The organism is Streptomyces sp. 351MFTsu5.1 (assembly GCF_000383655.1).
Taxonomy (GTDB): Bacteria; Actinomycetota; Actinomycetes; order Streptomycetales; family Streptomycetaceae; genus Streptomyces; species Streptomyces griseorubiginosus.
On sequence record NZ_KB911783.1, the window covers coordinates 275,107 to 291,901 of the forward strand.

Below are 16,795 nucleotides of genomic sequence, written 5' to 3' on the forward strand. Positions count from 1 at the left end.
TCCTGATCCTCCCACGGGGCGGTGACAACGATCACCCCTGGGCCGGGGGCGGAACGTGGGCGGGGCCTGTGCTGTCCGGCGGCCCCGGACGCGTCTGTCTCCACCGGTGGGAGAGGACGGCGTTTCCCTCGGCGGCCGTATCCGTGTCCGCCGGTCCCCTCCCCTCGGCCGCGGACGCCGACCGGCCCTCGCAGGGCGGTCCCGGCGGTGCCGGGCTCACCGTGGCAGCCGACTGTCAGTGGCGCGTGGCAGGATCGGGGGCGTGGCAGAGACAGCAGCGAAGAAGACCGACAACAGCCCCGGCGGCAGCCGCCCGCGTCTGATGCTCATGGACGGGCACTCGCTGGCCTATCGCGCGTTCTTCGCGCTGCCCGCGGAGAACTTCACCACCGCGACCGGCCAGCCGACGAACGCGATCTACGGTTTCGCGTCGATGCTGGCCAACACCCTGCGTGACGAGGCGCCCACCCACTTCGCGGTGGCCTTCGACGTGTCCAGGAAGACCTGGCGCTCCGAGGAGTTCACGGAGTACAAGGCCAACCGCTCCAAGACCCCGGACGAGTTCAAGGGCCAGGTCGAGCTGATCGGCGAGCTGCTCGACGCCATGCACGTCTCGCGGTTCGCGGTCGACGGCTTCGAGGCGGACGACGTCATCGCCACCCTCGCGACCCAGGCCGAGGCCGAGGGCTTCGAGGTGCTGATCGTCACCGGCGACCGCGACTCCTTCCAGCTGGTCTCCGAGCACACCACCGTCCTCTACCCGACGAAGGGCGTCTCCGAGCTGACCCGGTTCACTCCGGAGAAGGTCTTCGAGAAGTACGGGTTGACGCCCGCCCAGTACCCCGACTTCGCGGCCCTGCGCGGCGACCCGTCCGACAACCTCCCCGGCATCCCCGGCGTCGGCGAGAAGACCGCGGCCAAGTGGATCAACCAGTTCGGTTCGTTCGCGGAGCTCGTCGAGCGGGTCGAGGAGGTCAAGGGCAAGGCCGGACAGAACCTCCGCGACCACCTGGAGGCCGTCAAGCTCAACCGCCGCCTCACCGAGATGGTGCGCACCGTCGAGCTGCCGAAGGCCGTCACCGACCTGGAGCGCCTGCCGTACGACCGCAAGACCCTCGCGATGATCCTGGACACCCTGGAGATCAGGAACCCGTCCCTGCGCGAGCGCCTGCTGGCCGTCGACCCGGGCGCGGAGGAGGCCGAGGGCGCACCTGCCGCCGCGCCGGGCGTCGAGGTGGACGGCACCGTGCTCGGCACCGGCGAGCTGGCCGGCTGGCTCGCCGAGCACGGCGCACAGCAGGCCCTGGGGCTCGCCACCGTCGACACCTGGGCCCTCGGCACCGGTTCCGTCGCCGAGGTCGCGCTCGCCGCGGTCGGCGGGGCCGCCGCCTGGTTCGACCCCGCCGAGCTGGACGAGGCCGACGAGCGGGCCTGGACCGCCTGGCTCGCCGACGCCGACCGGCCCAAGGTCCTGCACAACGCCAAGGGCGCCATGCGGGTCTTCGCCGAGCACGGCTGGTCCGTCGCCGGGGTCGGCATGGACACCGCGCTGGCCGCCTACCTCGTCAAGCCCGGACGCCGGTCCTTCGACCTGGACGCGCTGTCCCTGGAGTACCTGGGGCGCGAGCTGGCGCCCGCCGCGACGGCCGACGGACAGCTGGCCTTCGGCGCGGACGACGGGGCCGAGGCCGAGGCGCTGATGGTCCAGGCGCGGGCCGTGCTCGACCTGGGTGCCGCCTTCGAGGGCCGCCTGGAGGAGGTCGGCGCGGCGGACCTGCTGCGGGACATGGAGCTGCCCACCTCCGCGCTGCTGGCCCGCATGGAGCGGCACGGCATCGCCGCCGACCGGGCCCACCTGGAAGCCATGGAGCAGATGTTCGCCGGGGCGGTCCAGCAGGCCGTGAAGGAGGCGCACGCGGCGGCGGGACACGAGTTCAACCTCGGCTCGCCCAAGCAGCTCCAGGAAGTGCTCTTCGGGGAGCTGGGCCTCCCGAAGACGAAGAAGACCAAGACCGGCTACACTACGGACGCCGACGCGCTGGCATGGCTGGCGACCCAGACGGACAACGAACTCCCGGTGATCATGCTCCGGCACCGGGAGCAGGCCAAGCTGCGGGTGACCGTGGAGGGCCTGATCAAGACGATCGCGGCGGACGGCCGGATCCACACGACGTTCAACCAGACCGTCGCGGCGACGGGCCGGCTGTCGTCCACGGACCCGAACCTCCAGAACATCCCGGTCCGCACGGACGAGGGGCGGGCGATCCGGCGCGGGTTCGTGGTGGGGGAGGGCTTCGAGTCCCTCATGACCGCGGACTACAGCCAGATCGAGCTGCGCGTGATGGCGCACCTCTCCGAGGACGAGGGGCTCATCGAGGCGTTCACGTCGGGCGAGGACCTGCACACCACGGCCGCGTCGCAGGTGTTCGGCGTCGAGCCGGGCGCGGTCGACGCGGAGATGCGGCGCAAGATCAAGGCGATGTCGTACGGGCTGGCGTACGGGCTGTCGGCGTTCGGGCTCTCGCAGCAGCTGAACATCGAGGCGGGTGAGGCGCGGGCGCTGATGGACGCGTACTTCGAGCGGTTCGGCGGGGTGCGGGACTACCTGCGGCGGGCGGTCGACGAGGCGCGGGCCACGGGGTACACAGCGACGCTGTTCGGGCGGCGGCGGTACCTCCCCGACCTCAACAGCGACAACCGCCAGCGGCGTGAGGCGGCCGAGCGGATGGCCCTGAACGCGCCGATCCAGGGCACGGCGGCGGACATCGTGAAGATCGCGATGCTCAAGGTGGACGAGGCGCTGCGGGAAGCGGGGCTCGGCTCCCGGATGCTGCTCCAGGTCCACGACGAAATCGTCCTGGAGGTGGCTCCGGGAGAGCGGGAGGCCGCGGAGGCGATCGTGCGGCGGGAGATGGGGGACGCGGTGCGGTTGCGGGTGCCGTTGGGGGTTTCGGTGGGGGATGGGGCGGACTGGGAGTCCGCAGCGCACTAGCCTCCGGCGGTTGGCCGATTTTGTCTGCGGGGTGGGTGGGGGCAGGCGTTTTTGCGCAGTTCCCCGCGCCCCTGAATGCCTGCGGCGGCCCTTTGCTGTCCGGTGGGGGCTTGTGTAGCGCGTTCGGTGTGGTGGGTGGGTCGGTGCCGGGGTGGGGGGTATCCGTCCTCGGTCCGGCGGCTCGGTCGCTTAAAAGGAGCCCTGTAACGGACGCCGGCTGCTGCGGGCGGACACCCCCCACCCCGTCCCCTTCACGCCGTACGCGGCGAACAGTCCGTCGTGTCGTGCGTCCACTGCACCCACCCAGGGGCGCGGGGAACTGCGCGACCAGCCACAACGCACCCGCACCCGCCCGATAACCGAACCCGGCACCCCCATAGGCGCCCGGCTCAAGCCCAGCGCAGCGGGGGCGCGGGGAACTGCGCGACCAGCCACAACGCACCCGCACCCGCCAGACAACCGAACCCGGCGCCCTAGTGGGCGTCACTCGGCTGGACGTAGAACCCGCGCCCCCGAACCCGGCCCCCAACCAAAATGCGCTCATGGGTATACGCATGCTCCACCGCCGGACGGCCCCCGCGCAGGTGTGCGCCGAGCAGAGGGTGTTCTCCCTGCGGGGCCCGGTGCCGGCTCACTCGGTCGGTGCGAGTACCGCTCGGATTCCCCAGGGGCTCACCGCACGTCTGCGCGGGGCCTGCGCAGCGCTTCGGCGGGGGGAGCTGGTGCTCAGTTATCTGGCGCTCGTGCTCACCCTGTTCCCCAGGTCCCGCCCGATGCCCACCATGACGGTGTTCGTCGCGTCGGAAGGGGCCGTCAGCGGGGGACCGGGACGTCGGCCGCCCGCGGAGCACCCGGTGCCGGAGCCGGGCGCCACAGCCTGACGGCCAGGGCATAGAGCAGGACCCCCGGCACCAGCCCGGCGCCGATTCCGAAGCACAGGGTGGGGATCAGATCCCAGGGTTTCGCGACGGCGCCCCAGTACGCCCACCACCGCACGGCCCGCTGGAGCGCGCCCGCCGTCACGCAGCCCCCGATCACGGCCAACGCCCACCACCGGTCCCGGGAGGAGAGGGCCGGGACACCCGCGGGGTCGGCAAGAACGGGTGCGCGGCGCAGGGCCCGTACGCAGAACACGGTGACGACGAGTGCCGCCACCGCCGAACTGCCGTACTGGAGGTACCAGTACAGGGGGGATCCGGCCACGGTCCGGTCCAGGACCGGGAGGAGTCGCAGGCCCCAGCGGTCGTGGTGGGTGAACGCGTCCCACACGACGTGGGTGAGGGCGCCCAGCGCGGCGGAGGCGTACCAGCGGGCGGCCAGGGCCGGGCTCAGCCGTGCGCGGGGGGTTCCGCAGCGCAGCAGGGCCGCCGGCGCGGACTGGCGGCCGCGGGGCAGCAGGGCCACCAGGGGCTCGCGCAGGAGCAGCCAGAGGCCCACCAGGGCCCAGGCGATGAGGACATCGACGGTGAGGACGCCCGGGAGGGAGTGCGTCACGGTGCCGAACTCCATCGCGGCGGAAAGGGCACTTGCCGCGAAGTAGGTCATGTCGGGCGAGAAGGTTCCGGCCACCAGAACGGCCGGAACCAGTCCGGCCCGGCCGGTGCCGTCGGGGCGCAGCGCGGGCAGCGCCGCCGCCGCGTGGCTCAGGGTGAACGGCAACAGGGCTCCTCGCGAAGGGCGTTGACCGGACGGCGGGTCGGGTGATCGTCGCCGTCCAGTATGGGCGACGCGGTCCCGCGGCGATCGAACATGGCCAACCGGTGAATATCGGGCACGAACCGGTGTTCGTGGAAAGGAAGTTGTCGTAGGGTCGCACGGGTTGCCGCGCTGGGAAGCTCGGTCGGAGGTGCGCCTCGGGAATTGCCGCGCGTCACAGGGGCAACCTCCAGGGTGGTTCGACCGTCAGAACGGGACGAGAGCGAAAGACGGAGACGGACGTTCGGCGTCCACGGGAGGGGTTCACTTTATGGCGGCGCAATTCGGCAGGAGGCTGGCCAAAGGGGCGACGACCACCGCCGTGGCAGCACTCGCGGTCGCGGCACTGTCCGCCTCCCAGGCCCCCGGGGTCACGGCCGACGACAACGGCAGAACGACCACCGCCGGTGCCGCCGAGGTCTCTCCCGACCCGGTCGCCGGGAGCGGCGCGACCGGCAACTCGCCGTACTACACGGACCTGCCGCCGCTGAACACCCCGAGCCCCGCGCCGACCGACGGCAGCACTCCCTCCCTCTCCCCGGTCGAGAGCGAGGCCGGCATACCCGCGACCCTCCTCGACGCCTACAAGAAGGCCGAGGCGGAACTCCGGGCGTCCAAGCCCGGCTGCAACCTGCCCTGGCAGCTGCTCGCCGCCATCGGCCAGGTCGAGTCGGGTCAGGCGCGCGGCGGCCGCGTCGACGCCGAAGGCACCACGACCTCCAAGATCCTCGGCCCGCAGCTCGACGGCAACGGCTTCGCGCTCATCAAGGACACCGACCACGGGGTCTACGACGGCAACAGCGCCTACGACTCGGCCGTCGGCCCCATGCAGTTCATCCCGTCCACCTGGGCGTGGGCCGGCCGCGACGGCAACGCCGACGGGGTGAAGGACCCGAACAACATCTACGACGCCGCCCTCGCCGCGGGCCACTACCTGTGCCGCAACAACTGGGACCTGGCGACCGGCGCCGGCCTGGAAGACGCGATCCTCAGCTACAACCCCTCGCGGCACTACCTGAACACGGTCCTGTCGTGGCTGGAGTACTACCGCAAGGGCACCCACGAGATCCCCGACGGCACCGGCACCGTCCCGGGCAGCCGCAGCGACGGCAGCACCGGCGGCTCCACCCCCTCGGCGCCCTCGACCTCCGCTCCCGGCACCAGCGAGCCGAGCCGGCCCGGCAACGGCTCGACGAAGCCGAAGCCCACACCCCCGGCCCCGCCCTCGACCACCCCGCCCCCCTCGGGCGGCCCCAGCACGCCGCCGCCGACGACTCCCGTCACGCCCACCGAGTCGGTGGACCACCTGGAGGACTCGGGCACCGCCAAGCTCACCGCCATGGCCGGCGACGCGTTCGCCGACAAGATCAGCACCAGGGCCGAGAACGCCGCCGGCATGGGCGTTCCCAAGGTGCGGATCCGCTTCACGATCGTCGGCGACACCGACGCCACCTTCGCGGGCGGCGAGAAGGTCGCCACCGCGCTCACCGGTTCCTCCGGCGTGGCCACCGCGCCCGCGCTCCAGGCGGGCGACACCACCGGGACCTTCACGGTCCGCACGACCCTCATCGGCCGTACGGTCACCGCCCCCGACTACACGGCCACCGTCACCCAGCGCGTCGCCGACACCCTGGTCCGCACCACGACCACCGCCCTGACCTGCGCCCCGAACGGTGAGTTCGCCGACGCGGTCCAGCTCAAGGCCACCTACAAGAAGGCCGTCGCCGACAAGGTCGCCGTCACCGCCACCCTGATCAAGACGGCCGACGACGCCACCGAGAACGACAAGGGCCCCTACTTCAAGGACGCCGACGGCAAGACCGTCCGCACCCTGACGGGTCTGACGACGGACGCGGACGGCCTGCTGAAGCTGCCGCAGCTCTACTCCGACGACACCACCGGCACCTTCCTGCTCCGCGTCACCACCGCGGGCGGCGCCACCCTCGACGTGACCCTGACCGTGGCGGCGCCCAGCACGGACGCCTCCACGAGCCCCGCGCCGAGCCCGAGCCCGAGCGCGAGTTCGTAACCGGCACCCGACCCACCCCCGGAGGGCGTCCTTTCCGCTACGGCGGACAGGGCGCCCTCCGGCCGTGTACGACCTGTTCTCATCTCGCCCGGGCGTTGCTACGGTGCCGGACCTGACGATGTATCAGTTTCCGTCCGCGGGGAGGCCGACATGCGCGCCCTGATCGCCGCCACGACCGGCCTCGTCCTAGCGTTCGCGCTGGTCCTCGCGATCACCGCGATGGGGCAGCAGACGGGCCCGACCTCCCCCAAGCCCCTGCTGACGACCGTGCCCGCCCACCCGTAACCGCCTGCCCGGGAGGCCGAGATGCGCCGCAAGACCAGCCTGGTCCTGCTCGCCCTCGCCGTGTTCTTCGCGGCGCTGTCCCCGCTGCTGCGCTGGTACGCCTTCCCGCGCCTGGCCAAGATCCCCGCGAACCAGTACCAGGACATGGTCCTCGAGGCCAAGGACGCCACCCTCCTCGACTACGGCACGATGACCGCGAAGAAGGTCCCGAAGGTCACCATCGTGCAGACCCTCAAGGGCGATGTGGCGGCCTCCGAGAAGATCGAGAAGACGGCAGGCAGGGACGTCGTCGTCTGGGACGGGCTGTCCTACGTCCAGGGCCCCGACGGCAGGATGGTCTCCGAGATCCCCGAGCGCTACATCTTCGACGCCCACAGCCAGGCCCCCGTCCACGCCCCCGGCGAGATGGTCGACGGCGACCCCGTCAAGCGCACCGGCATCGAGTTCAAGTGGCCCTTCCTGACGGAGAAGCGGGACTACGAGTACTTCGACGCGCAGACCCGCACCACCAACCCCATCCACTACGAGGGCACCCGGACCTTCCGCGGCGTGCCCGTCTACTACTTCGAGCAGACCGTCCCGTGGACCCAGGTGCCCTTCCCCAAGACCATGCCGGTCAAGGGCATCACCCCCGAGACCGTCGCCAAGACCGGAACCACCCGCTGGTACACCACGGTCCGCAGGTTCTGGGTCGAACCGCTCACCGGCGCCCCCGTCTACGGCGAGGAGATCCACAAGGAGGAGCTGCGCGGCGGCACCCTCCTCGGCGGCCGTGAGAAGGTCACCGCCTTCGCCGGGCACGTGAAGATGCGCGAGGACTACATCGAGCACACCGTCGACCTGGTCAAGTCCAACCGCCTGCTCGTCCTCCTGATGACCTCCTACCTCCCCTGGGGCTTCGCGACCCTGGGCGTGCTCCTCCTGCTCCTCGCCCTGTGGCTGGAGGCCCGCAGCCGCCGCCCGCACCCGGCGAAGGTCCGGGAACCGGAACCGGTCACCGCCTGAGCCGCGCGTTCGTGTACCGCGTCGGCTCCGCGGCCGCGGGGTCCTCGGGCCACGGATGCTTCGGATAACGGCCGCGCAGCTCCGCCCGTACGCCCTTGTAGCCGTCCTTCCAGAAGGAGGCGAGGTCGGCCGTGACGGCGGCGGGCCGCCCGGCGGGGGAGAGGAGATGGACGAGGAGTGGCACCCCGGCGACCTCCGGTGAGGCCTGGAGCCCGAACATCTCCTGCAACTTCACGGCGAGGACCGGCTGTTCGGGGTTGGCGTAGTCGATCCGGATCCTGGACCCGCTCGGTACGGCGATCCGCTCGGGCGCCAGCTCGTCGAGCCGCCCGGCCTCGCCGGAGGCCCACGGCAGGAGCCTCTGGAGCGCCGCGCCGGCATCGAGGCGCGCCAGGTCGGCCCGTCGTCGGGCGCGGCTCAGCTCCGGCTCCAGCCACTCGTCCACGCGCGCGTGCAGGGCCTCGTCACGGACGTCGGGCCACGGCTCCCCGAGGTGGTGGTGGAGGAACGCGAGCCGCTGCCGCAGCACGTCGGCATCGGACGTCCAGCGCAGCAGTCGCAGACCGTCCTCGCGCAGCCCTTCGAGAAGCGCCTCGCGTACGAGGACGGGGTCGGCGTTCCTGAGGGGCCGTGCCGCGAGCTCGATCGCCCCGAGCCGCTCCACCCGCCGCGCCACGACGTCCCCGTCCGCCCAGTGCACCTCCTGCCGCTCGGAGTGCAGGGAGGCTGCCGCCGACCGGGCCGTGTCCTCGTCGATCACGGCGGCGAGCTGTACGCGCGCGTGCCCCCTGCCGACGGGTCGGTCCGCCACGGCGACGGCGATCCACGGGGCGCCCCGCAGGGGAGATGCCTCGGAGAGCTCGGCGCGGGTGCCGGACGCCATCAGATAGGAGCCGCCGTCAGCCCGTGCGACCCGCTCCGGGAACGCCAGGGCGGCCACGAGACCGGTCTGCCCGGCCCGCCCACCGTCGGACTCCGGCACCGCGGCCCGCAGCCGCCGCACCTCCGTCCGCCACCGTCCCGCGTACGCGTCCCCGCCACGCCGGGCGGTCCGCAGGGCGTCGGCGAGGTCGTCCCCGTACTCCCGCGGCGGCTCCTCCGACAGCAGCGCGACCACCTCGGCGCCGGCCCCCGAGGTGTCCAGCAGCGCCCGGCCCAGCCGCGGATGCAGGCCCAGCCGGGCCAGCCGCGCGCCCCGGTCGGTCGCCCGGCCCCCGGAGTCCACCGCGCCCACGGCCGTCAGCACCTCCCTGGCCGCCGCCATCGCCCCGACCGGGGGCGGATCCAGCAGTGCGAGCCCGCACGCGTCGGGATCGCCCCAGCAGGCCGCCTGGAGCGCGAACGCCGTCAGGTCGGCCACCTTGATCTCCGGAGCCGGGAAACGCGGCAACCGGGCGTCCTCGGCCTCCGCCCAGCACCGGTACACCGCACCCGGCGCCTCCCGCCCGGCCCGGCCCGCCCGCTGTCGCCCGGCGGCCTGCGAGGCCCGCACGGTCGCCAGCGCGCTCAGCCCGCGCGCGTGGTCGACCCGCGGCTCCCGCGCGAGCCCCGCGTCCACGACCACCCGCACCCCGGGCACCGTCAGGGACGACTCGGCCACCGAGGTCGCGAGGACCACCCGGCGCCGCTCCCCGCCCGCCAGCACCGCGTCCTGCACGGCGGCCGGTGCCCGGCCGTGCACCTGGAGCACCTCCACGTCACCGAGTCCGCCCAACTGCCCCGCCACGCGCGCGATCTCGCCCACGCCGGGCAGGAAGCACAGCACGTCCCCGTCCCGCTCGGCCAGGGCCCGCCGCACCACCGACGCCACATGGGTGAGCAGCGCGGGATCGACCCGCATGCCGTGCGGCGGCCGCACCGGACGGGCCGGGGGCGCCCAGACGACCTCCACCGGATGTGAGACACCCGCCGCCTCGACCACGGGAGCGTCGCCCAGCAGCCGGGCCCAGCCCTGCGCGTCGGTCGTCGCGGACGCGGCCAGCAGCCGCAGCTCCGGGCGCAGGGTCTGCCGTACGTCCCACAGGAAGGCCGCCGCGGTGTCCGCGTCCAGGTGCCGTTCGTGGCACTCGTCGAGGACCACCACGTCGACGCCCGCCAGCTCCTGGTCGCGCTGGAGCCGCTGGAGCAGCACGCCCGTGGTGACGACCTCCACGCGCGTGTGCCGCCCGACCGCCCGCTCGCCGCGCACCGTGAAACCCACGCTCGCGCCGACCTCCTCGCCCAGCAGCCACGCCATCCGCCGGGCTGCCGCCCGGGCCGCGATCCGGCGCGGTTCGGCCACCACGACCCTCCGGGCGGGCGCGCCGGCGGCCGGCAGACCTGCCAGGGCCAGCGGGACGAGGGTCGTCTTGCCGGTGCCCGGCGGCGCCACCAGGACCGCCGTGCCGTGTTCCTCCAGGGCGTCGCCCAGCGCGGGCAGGGCACCGCGTACGGGAAGGGCGTCCAGGGCGTCGTAACGGATCACGCCCCTAGTGTCGTACGACCGCCCCGGCGCCCTGCCCGCGCGTCAGTCCCGTTCGCACACGAAGATCGCCGAGCCCGGGATCAGGTTGCCGCGCAGCGGGGACCAGCCGCCCCACTCCGAGGTGTTCCAGGCCGGCCACTCCGGCTCGACGAGGTCGACCAGGCGGAAACCGCCGGCGACCACGTCACGGACCCGGTCGCCGATGGTGCGGTGGTGCTCGACGTACACCGCGTCGCCGTTCTCGTCCTGCTCGACGTAGGGCGTGCGGTCGAAGTAGGAGGCGGAGACCGACAGGCCCTCGGGGCCCGGCTCGTCCGGGAAGGCCCAGCGGATCGGGTGGGTCACCGAGAAGACGAAGCGGCCGCCCGGACGCAGGACCCGGCGCACCTCCTTCAGGACCAGCACCGGGTCGGCGACGAACGGCAGCGCGCCGTACGCCGAGCACGCCAGGTCGAAGGAGCCGTCCGCGAAGGGCAGGGCGCCCGCGTCGGCGCACACCAGGGGGAAGGCCGCACCGATGCGCAGGGCGTGCTGGAGCTGGCGGTGGGAGATGTCCAGGGCGACCGGGCGGGCGCCCTGCGCGGCCAGCCAGCGCGCGCACTGGGCGGCGCCCGCGCCGATCTCCAGGACGTCCTTCCCCTTCAGGTCCTCGGCCGGGCCCAGCAGCTCGGCCTCCACCTCGTCCAGTCCCTCGGGACCCCAGACGAACCGGTCGTCGCCGAGGAAGGTGCCGTGCTCCACCTGGTACTCGTCCGCGTTGCGGTCCCACCAGCCGCGGTTCGCGCGGGCGCTCTCGGTGACGTCGGCGTCGCGGCGGGTGGCCTCGGGTTCGGTGTCCGCCCCGGCGTCCGGCGCGGTGTCCTGCTGATGTGATGCGGGCCCTTGGATGATCGGCTCCCTCGTCGTACTCTTCCGTCCAACCTGTCGGCCGGCGGCCGTCATCAATGGGGCGCCGTCACGCGCGCGTGGCCTCGTGAGACAGGTTTTGTGCCGGGTATGCGGCGATCCGCCCCGGGTGTGCGCCTTCGCGCATTGACCCTGTCCGGCTGCCCCCGTATGCTACAAGTTGCGCTGCGGGCCTGCGCACCTCAGACGTAGCAGGCTGCGCTCGCATCTGTCGTATGTCCCCTCGGTTGTCGAGGCGCCATCACCGGATTCCGGTGGGGCGCTTCCTTGGCTGTCCGGCTTCTTCAGAGCGACACGGGCTCCCGGCGTAGCAGTACCTACGACTTCAATGTCCGTACCGGAGCCCTTTCCCACATGACGAGCAGCACCGAGACCACCGCCACCACCCCGCAGGTTGCGGTCAACGACATCGGTAACGAGGAAGCCTTCCTCGCCGCTATCGACGAGACGATCAAGTACTTCAACGATGGCGACATCGTCGACGGCGTCATCGTCAAGGTTGACCGGGACGAGGTTCTCCTCGACATCGGTTACAAGACCGAAGGTGTCATCCCGAGCCGCGAGCTCTCGATCAAGCACGACGTCGACCCCAACGAGGTCGTCGCCGTCGGTGACGAGATCGAAGCCCTTGTTCTCCAGAAGGAGGACAAGGAAGGCCGCCTGATCCTCTCGAAGAAGCGCGCCCAGTACGAGCGCGCCTGGGGCACCATCGAGAAGATCAAGGAAGAGGACGGCATCGTCACCGGTACCGTCATCGAGGTCGTCAAGGGTGGTCTCATCCTCGACATCGGCCTCCGTGGCTTCCTCCCGGCCTCCCTGGTCGAGATGCGCCGCGTCCGTGACCTCCAGCCCTACGTGGGCAAGGAGCTCGAGGCCAAGATCATCGAGCTGGACAAGAACCGCAACAACGTGGTCCTGTCCCGCCGTGCCTGGCTGGAGCAGACCCAGTCCGAGGTCCGCCAGACGTTCCTCACGACCCTCCAGAAGGGTCAGGTCCGCTCCGGTGTGGTCTCCTCGATCGTCAACTTCGGTGCCTTCGTGGACCTGGGTGGCGTCGACGGTCTGGTCCACGTCTCCGAGCTCTCCTGGAAGCACATCGACCACCCCTCCGAGGTTGTCGAGGTCGGCCAGGAAGTCACCGTCGAGGTCCTCGACGTCGACATGGACCGCGAGCGTGTCTCCCTGTCGCTGAAGGCGACCCAGGAAGACCCGTGGCAGCAGTTCGCCCGCACGCACCAGATCGGTCAGGTCGTGCCCGGCAAGGTCACGAAGCTGGTTCCGTTCGGTGCGTTCGTCCGCGTGGACGAGGGCATCGAGGGTCTGGTCCACATCTCCGAGCTGGCCGAGCGCCACGTGGAGATCCCGGAGCAGGTCGTCCAGGTCAACGACGAGATCTTCGTCAAGGTCATCGACATCGACCTCGAGCGCCGCCGCATCAGCCTCTCGCTGAAGCAGGCCAACGAGTCCTTCGGTGCCGACCCGGCCTCGGTCGAGTTCGACCCGACCCTGTACGGCATGGCCGCGTCCTACGACGACCAGGGCAACTACATCTACCCCGAGGGCTTCGACCCCGAGACCAACGACTGGCTCGAGGGCTTCGAATCCCAGCGCGAGGTGTGGGAGAACCAGTACGCCGAGGCGCAGTCCCGCTTCGAGCAGCACCAGCAGCAGGTCATCAAGAGCCGCGAGGCCGACGCTGCCGCCGCTGCCGAGGGTGGCGACGCCGCGGGTGCGGCTCCGGCCGCGGGTGGTGGCTCGTACTCCTCCGAGGGTGCGGACACCTCCGGTGCGCTGGCTTCCGACGAGGCGCTTGCCGCGCTGCGGGAGAAGCTGGCGGGTGGGCAGAGCTGACGCCCACTGAGCAGTAGCTCTTGACTGAGGGGCCGTACCTTTCGGGGTGCGGTCCCTCAGTTTTTTTGTCCGACGGCCGGTGGGGGCTGGTCGCGCCCGCGCGGCGGAGCCGCAAATCGATACAGCCCCGCGCCCCTGAAGGGGCGCGTATTTGAACACCTGGGTGGGAATGCCGCTGTTCCAGGGCGTGTTGATGTGTACGAACACGAGGAGGAGCGGTCACTGTGCTTGATCCGCAGGGTTTGTACGCATGGGAGCCCAAGGGCCTGGCAGTCGTCGACATGGCGCTCGCCCAGGAGTCGGCCGGCCTGGTCATGCTCTACCACTTCGACGGATACATCGACGCGGGTGAGACCGGCGACCAGATCGTCGACCGGCTGCTCGACACGCTGCCGAACCAGGTGGTGGCCCGGTTCGACCACGACCGGCTCGTGGACTACCGCGCCCGCCGCCCGCTGCTCACCTTCAAGCGGGACCGCTGGACGGCCTACGAGGAGCCCACGATCGACGTGCGGCTCGTCCAGGACGCCACCGGGGCGCCCTTCCTACTGTTGTCCGGCCCGGAGCCGGACGTCGAGTGGGAGCGTTTCGCCGCCGCCGTCCAGCAGATCGTGGAGCGGCTCGGCGTACGGCTGTCCGTGAACTTCCACGGCATCCCCATGGGCGTCCCGCACACCCGGCCCGTCGGCCTCACCCCGCACGGCAACCGGCACGACCTCGTCCCCGGCCACCGCAGCCCCTTCGAGGAGGCGCAGGTGCCCGGCAGCGCCGAGGCCCTCGTCGAGTACCGGCTCATGGAGGCCGGCCATGACGTCCTGGGCGTCGCCGCCCACGTGCCGCACTACATCGCGCGCTCGCCGTACCCGGACGCCGCCCTGACCGTCCTTGAGGCCATCACGGCCGCCACCGGCATGGTCCTGCCCGGCATCGCCCACGCCCTGCGCACCGACGCCCACCGCACCCAGACCGAGATCGACCGCCAGATCCAGGAGGGCGACGAGGACCTCGTGGCCCTGGTCCACGGACTTGAGCACCAGTACGACGCGGCGGCCGGCGCGGAGACCCGGGGCAACATGCTCGCCGAACCGGTCGACATCCCCTCCGCCGACGAGATCGGGCTGGAGTTCGAGCGCTTCCTGGCGGAACGGGAAGGCGACAGCTGACGCGCGGCGGCGAGCGTCTAGGCTTCCGGTCATGCTGAAGGTGGGCCTGACCGGCGGTATCGGCGCCGGCAAGAGCGAGGTGTCAAGGCTGCTCGTGGAGCACGGCGCCGTCCTGATCGACGCGGACCGCATCGCACGCGAGGTCGTGGCGCCGGGCACCCCCGGCCTCGCGGCCGTCGTGGAGGCCTTCGGCGAGGAGGTGCTCGCCGAGGACGGCAGCCTGGACCGGCCGAAGCTCGGCTCCATCGTCTTCGCCGACCCCGACCGGCTCGCCGTGCTGAACTCGATCGTGCACCCCCTCGTCGGCACCCGGTCCCGAGAACTGGAGTCGGCCGCCGCCGAGGACGCCGTCGTCGTCCACGACGTGCCCCTCCTCGCGGAGAACTCCCTCGCCCCGCTCTACGACCTCGTGGTCGTCGTCGACGCGAGCCCCGAGACCCAGCTCGACCGGCTCGTGAGACTGCGCGGCATGACCGAGCAGGACGCCCGCGCGCGGATGGCCGCCCAGGCGACGCGCGAGCAGCGCCTGGAGATCGCGGACATCGTCATCGACAACGACGTCCCCCTCGACGACCTGCGGCGACGCGTCCAGGACGTATGGGGTGATCTCGTGCGGCGGGCGCGCGCGTCACAGGGGTCCCAGGAATAGCGTGGCCCTGTCCGGGCGTTGAACCCTCCCAGTGAGGGAAGGACTGTGCCGTGCCCGAGACCAGCGGTTCGACCGGACGTACTCCGGAGACGCATGTCATCGACTTCCGTGCTGCTGAGCAGTTGCTCTCCGCGCGGGACCCGCGCGGCGCGGTGAAGCTGCTCGACTCCGTCATCGCCGCCCACCCGGAGAACACAGCGGCCCGGCTGCTGCGTGCGCGAGCCTTCTTCGCCGCCGCGCAACTGCGTCCCGCCGAACTGGAGTTCACCATCGTCCTGGAGCGCGAGCCGGACAACGCCTTCGCCCACTTCGCGCTCGCGCGCACCTACGAGCGGCAGGGGCGGCCGGACCAGGCCAGGCGGCACTTCCGGCTGGCCGCCGCGCTCGATCCGAACCCGGAGTTCCTGAAGGCGGCGCGCTTCGAGTCCTAGGGGCCCGCCCGGGCCGGGTCCCTGGCAGGGCCTGCCTGGGTCGGCTCTCCTGCGACTCTCTGGCAGGGCCTACCTGCGCCGGTTCTCCGGCGGCCGGTACGGCGGGATGTCGGGGCCCGGCTGGTAGTGCGGGCCCTGGCGGATGTGCCGGAGGATCAGGGTGAGATCGACGGTGATCACCAGCCACAGGGCACCGCAGGCGACGGCCCACCCGGGACGTCCCGCCAGCGCGAACGCGACCGTGCCGGCGATCGTCCAGACCAGCCCCCACACGGTCAGCCAGAACCTCGCCCGCAGCGCACTGCGTGCTGTCGTCGGCTCACTGCCCGTACGCATCGGGATCATCGCTCCTCCTTTGCAACGTACTCTTCGGAACGGACGTAGAGCAAAGGGCCGAGCAGGAGGTCGCCGCGTGCTTCCGGATGCCGACGAACTGGCCGAGGTGCTGGTGGAACTCGCCGTGGCCCATGAGGACGTGGGCGAGCTGGTGCGGATCGGCCGACGGGTCATGGACGACCCCGAGCTGCGGCGGTTCCTGGAACACTCCGTCGACGAACTCGTCCGGGACATGGGCGAGCTCGGCGAACCGGTCACCCTGCCCGAGCTCGACTGGCCGGCCGGCGCCCTCCAACGCTGCTTCCCCGTCTACGTGTTCGTCGCGGCGTTGCCCCACACGCGGGCCTACCACCGCTCGCGCGGCGTCCCGGCCGACGTCTCCCGGCGCACCCTCGCCGACCTCGGGCGGAACATGGCCGTGCACCGCAGGCGGTACGGCAGGCCGGGCGTGCAGTCGCCTCGCTGGCTGACCCGGCACTTCCGCGGCGAGCTGTACCAGCTGGGGCGGCTCCAGTTCGAGCGGACCGAGTACGGGCCGTGGAACCGGCGGACGCTCGGGGAGGCCGGACTGGACATCCCCGCCGGAACGCCCTGTCTGAGCCTGCACATCCCGGAGTTCCTCGGTCCCCTGTCACCCCGGTCCTGCGACCGGTCGCTCGCACTCGCCGGGGAGTTCTTCGGTCGGCACTTCCCGGACGAGCCGCACCGGGCCGCGCTGTGCCATTCCTGGCTGCTCGACCCGCAGTTGAAGCGGTACCTGCCCGCCGACTCCAACATCGTCCGGTTCCAGGAACGGTTCCGGCTGGCCCCCGAGGACGCGGAACCGGAGGACACCGAGCCGGTGCAGTTCGTCTTCGGGGACCCGGAGCTGGCGGTGGAGAGCCTGCCCCGGCGGACGGTCCTGGAGCGGGCGATCGGTGATCATCTGCGGTCCGGAGAGCACTGGTACATCGGACACGGCTGGTTTCCCCTGTAGCGGAAAGCCGGCT

The 16,795-nt window shown here is 71.9% G+C and carries 13 protein-coding genes; 9 read left to right on the forward strand and 4 right to left on the reverse strand.

All coding sequences use genetic code 11. The features are described 5' to 3' along the window. The first annotated feature begins 262 nt into the window (after window positions 1–262). The gene (polA, locus tag H295_RS0122125; protein WP_020137540.1) at window positions 263–2,992 is read left to right on the forward strand and encodes a DNA polymerase I; all 2,730 of its coding nucleotides are present in this window, start codon (window positions 263–265) and stop codon (window positions 2,990–2,992) included. An 813-nt stretch (window positions 2,993–3,805) separates the two neighbouring features. Here the strand turns inward: polA and H295_RS0122135 are convergent. Beyond that, window positions 3,806–4,651: a DUF4184 family protein gene (locus H295_RS0122135; protein ID WP_020137541.1), complete on the reverse strand. Its 846-nt coding sequence runs from the start codon at window positions 4,649–4,651 to the stop codon at window positions 3,806–3,808. A gap of 307 nt (window positions 4,652–4,958) precedes the next feature. Here H295_RS0122135 and H295_RS0122140 point away from each other — a divergent pair, with 307 nt between their 5' ends. The 3 genes from H295_RS0122140 to H295_RS0122150 all read left to right on the forward strand — a co-directional run bounded on the left by H295_RS0122140 (window position 4,959) and on the right by H295_RS0122150 (window position 8,006). Beyond that, complete coding sequence (locus tag H295_RS0122140) at window positions 4,959–6,716, forward strand: lytic transglycosylase domain-containing protein (protein WP_028809629.1); 1,758 nt, start codon at window positions 4,959–4,961, stop codon at window positions 6,714–6,716. A gap of 150 nt (window positions 6,717–6,866) precedes the next feature. Further along, complete coding sequence (locus H295_RS46790; RefSeq protein ID WP_020137543.1) at window positions 6,867–7,001, forward strand: SPW_0924 family protein; 135 nt, start codon at window positions 6,867–6,869, stop codon at window positions 6,999–7,001. A 21-nt stretch (window positions 7,002–7,022) separates the two neighbouring features. Beyond that, on the forward strand, window positions 7,023–8,006 hold the full coding sequence (locus tag H295_RS0122150) for a DUF3068 domain-containing protein (RefSeq protein ID WP_020137544.1): 984 nt from the start codon (window positions 7,023–7,025) through the stop codon (window positions 8,004–8,006). Here H295_RS0122150 and hrpB read toward each other — a convergent pair. Together hrpB and H295_RS0122160 are read right to left on the reverse strand one after the other, a co-directional pair. Beyond that, the gene (hrpB, locus tag H295_RS0122155) at window positions 7,996–10,470 is read right to left on the reverse strand and encodes an ATP-dependent helicase HrpB (RefSeq protein ID WP_020137545.1); all 2,475 of its coding nucleotides are present in this window, start codon (window positions 10,468–10,470) and stop codon (window positions 7,996–7,998) included. The two genes, H295_RS0122150 and hrpB, sit on opposite strands and share 11 nt — an antisense overlap. Window positions 10,471–10,512: 42 nt before the next feature. Next, window positions 10,513–11,412, reverse strand: coding sequence for a class I SAM-dependent methyltransferase (locus H295_RS0122160; protein WP_020137546.1), 900 nt, complete (start codon window positions 11,410–11,412; stop codon window positions 10,513–10,515). A gap of 318 nt (window positions 11,413–11,730) precedes the next feature. On the opposite strand from H295_RS0122160, the gene rpsA reads away from it, so the two are divergent. The 4 genes from rpsA (at window position 11,731) to H295_RS0122180 (ending at window position 15,470) form a co-directional block, all read left to right on the forward strand. Next, complete coding sequence (gene rpsA, locus H295_RS0122165) at window positions 11,731–13,227, forward strand: 30S ribosomal protein S1 (RefSeq protein ID WP_020137547.1); 1,497 nt, start codon at window positions 11,731–11,733, stop codon at window positions 13,225–13,227. A gap of 224 nt (window positions 13,228–13,451) precedes the next feature. After that, window positions 13,452–14,390 carry a PAC2 family protein gene (locus tag H295_RS0122170; RefSeq protein ID WP_028809630.1) on the forward strand — a complete coding sequence of 313 codons (939 nt, stop codon included), beginning with the start codon at window positions 13,452–13,454 and terminating at the stop codon, window positions 14,388–14,390. 31 nt (window positions 14,391–14,421) lie between these two features. Beyond that, window positions 14,422–15,039, forward strand: a complete 618-nt coding sequence (coaE, locus tag H295_RS0122175) for a dephospho-CoA kinase (protein ID WP_020137549.1) — start codon at window positions 14,422–14,424, stop codon at window positions 15,037–15,039. 50 nt (window positions 15,040–15,089) lie between these two features. Further along, window positions 15,090–15,470 carry a tetratricopeptide repeat protein gene (locus H295_RS0122180; RefSeq protein ID WP_020137550.1) on the forward strand — a complete coding sequence of 127 codons (381 nt, stop codon included), beginning with the start codon at window positions 15,090–15,092 and terminating at the stop codon, window positions 15,468–15,470. A gap of 69 nt (window positions 15,471–15,539) precedes the next feature. On the opposite strand, the gene H295_RS0122185 is transcribed toward H295_RS0122180, so the two are convergent. Continuing rightward, the gene (locus H295_RS0122185) at window positions 15,540–15,815 is read right to left on the reverse strand and encodes a DUF6343 family protein (RefSeq protein ID WP_020137551.1); all 276 of its coding nucleotides are present in this window, start codon (window positions 15,813–15,815) and stop codon (window positions 15,540–15,542) included. 67 nt (window positions 15,816–15,882) lie between these two features. On the opposite strand from H295_RS0122185, the gene H295_RS0122190 reads away from it, so the two are divergent. After that, window positions 15,883–16,782, forward strand: coding sequence for an acyltransferase domain-containing protein (locus H295_RS0122190; protein WP_020137552.1), 900 nt, complete (start codon window positions 15,883–15,885; stop codon window positions 16,780–16,782). Window positions 16,783–16,795 lie beyond the last annotated feature (13 nt).

Bases quoted from the DNA above. Each gene is read 5' to 3' on its own strand.
- H295_RS0122140 (WP_028809629.1), top strand. From the start codon at position 4,959: ATGGCGGCGCAATTCGGCAGGAGGCTGGCCAAAGGGGCGACGACCACC.
- rpsA (WP_020137547.1), top strand. From the start codon at position 11,731: ATGACGAGCAGCACCGAGACCACCGCCACCACCCCGCAGGTTGCGGTC.
- H295_RS0122160 (WP_020137546.1), bottom strand. From the start codon at position 11,412: ATGACGGCCGCCGGCCGACAGGTTGGACGGAAGAGTACGACGAGGGAG.
- H295_RS0122150 (WP_020137544.1), top strand. From the start codon at position 7,023: ATGCGCCGCAAGACCAGCCTGGTCCTGCTCGCCCTCGCCGTGTTCTTC.
- coaE (WP_020137549.1), top strand. From the start codon at position 14,422: ATGCTGAAGGTGGGCCTGACCGGCGGTATCGGCGCCGGCAAGAGCGAG.
- H295_RS46790 (WP_020137543.1), top strand. From the start codon at position 6,867: ATGCGCGCCCTGATCGCCGCCACGACCGGCCTCGTCCTAGCGTTCGCG.
- H295_RS0122185 (WP_020137551.1), bottom strand. From the start codon at position 15,815: ATGATCCCGATGCGTACGGGCAGTGAGCCGACGACAGCACGCAGTGCG.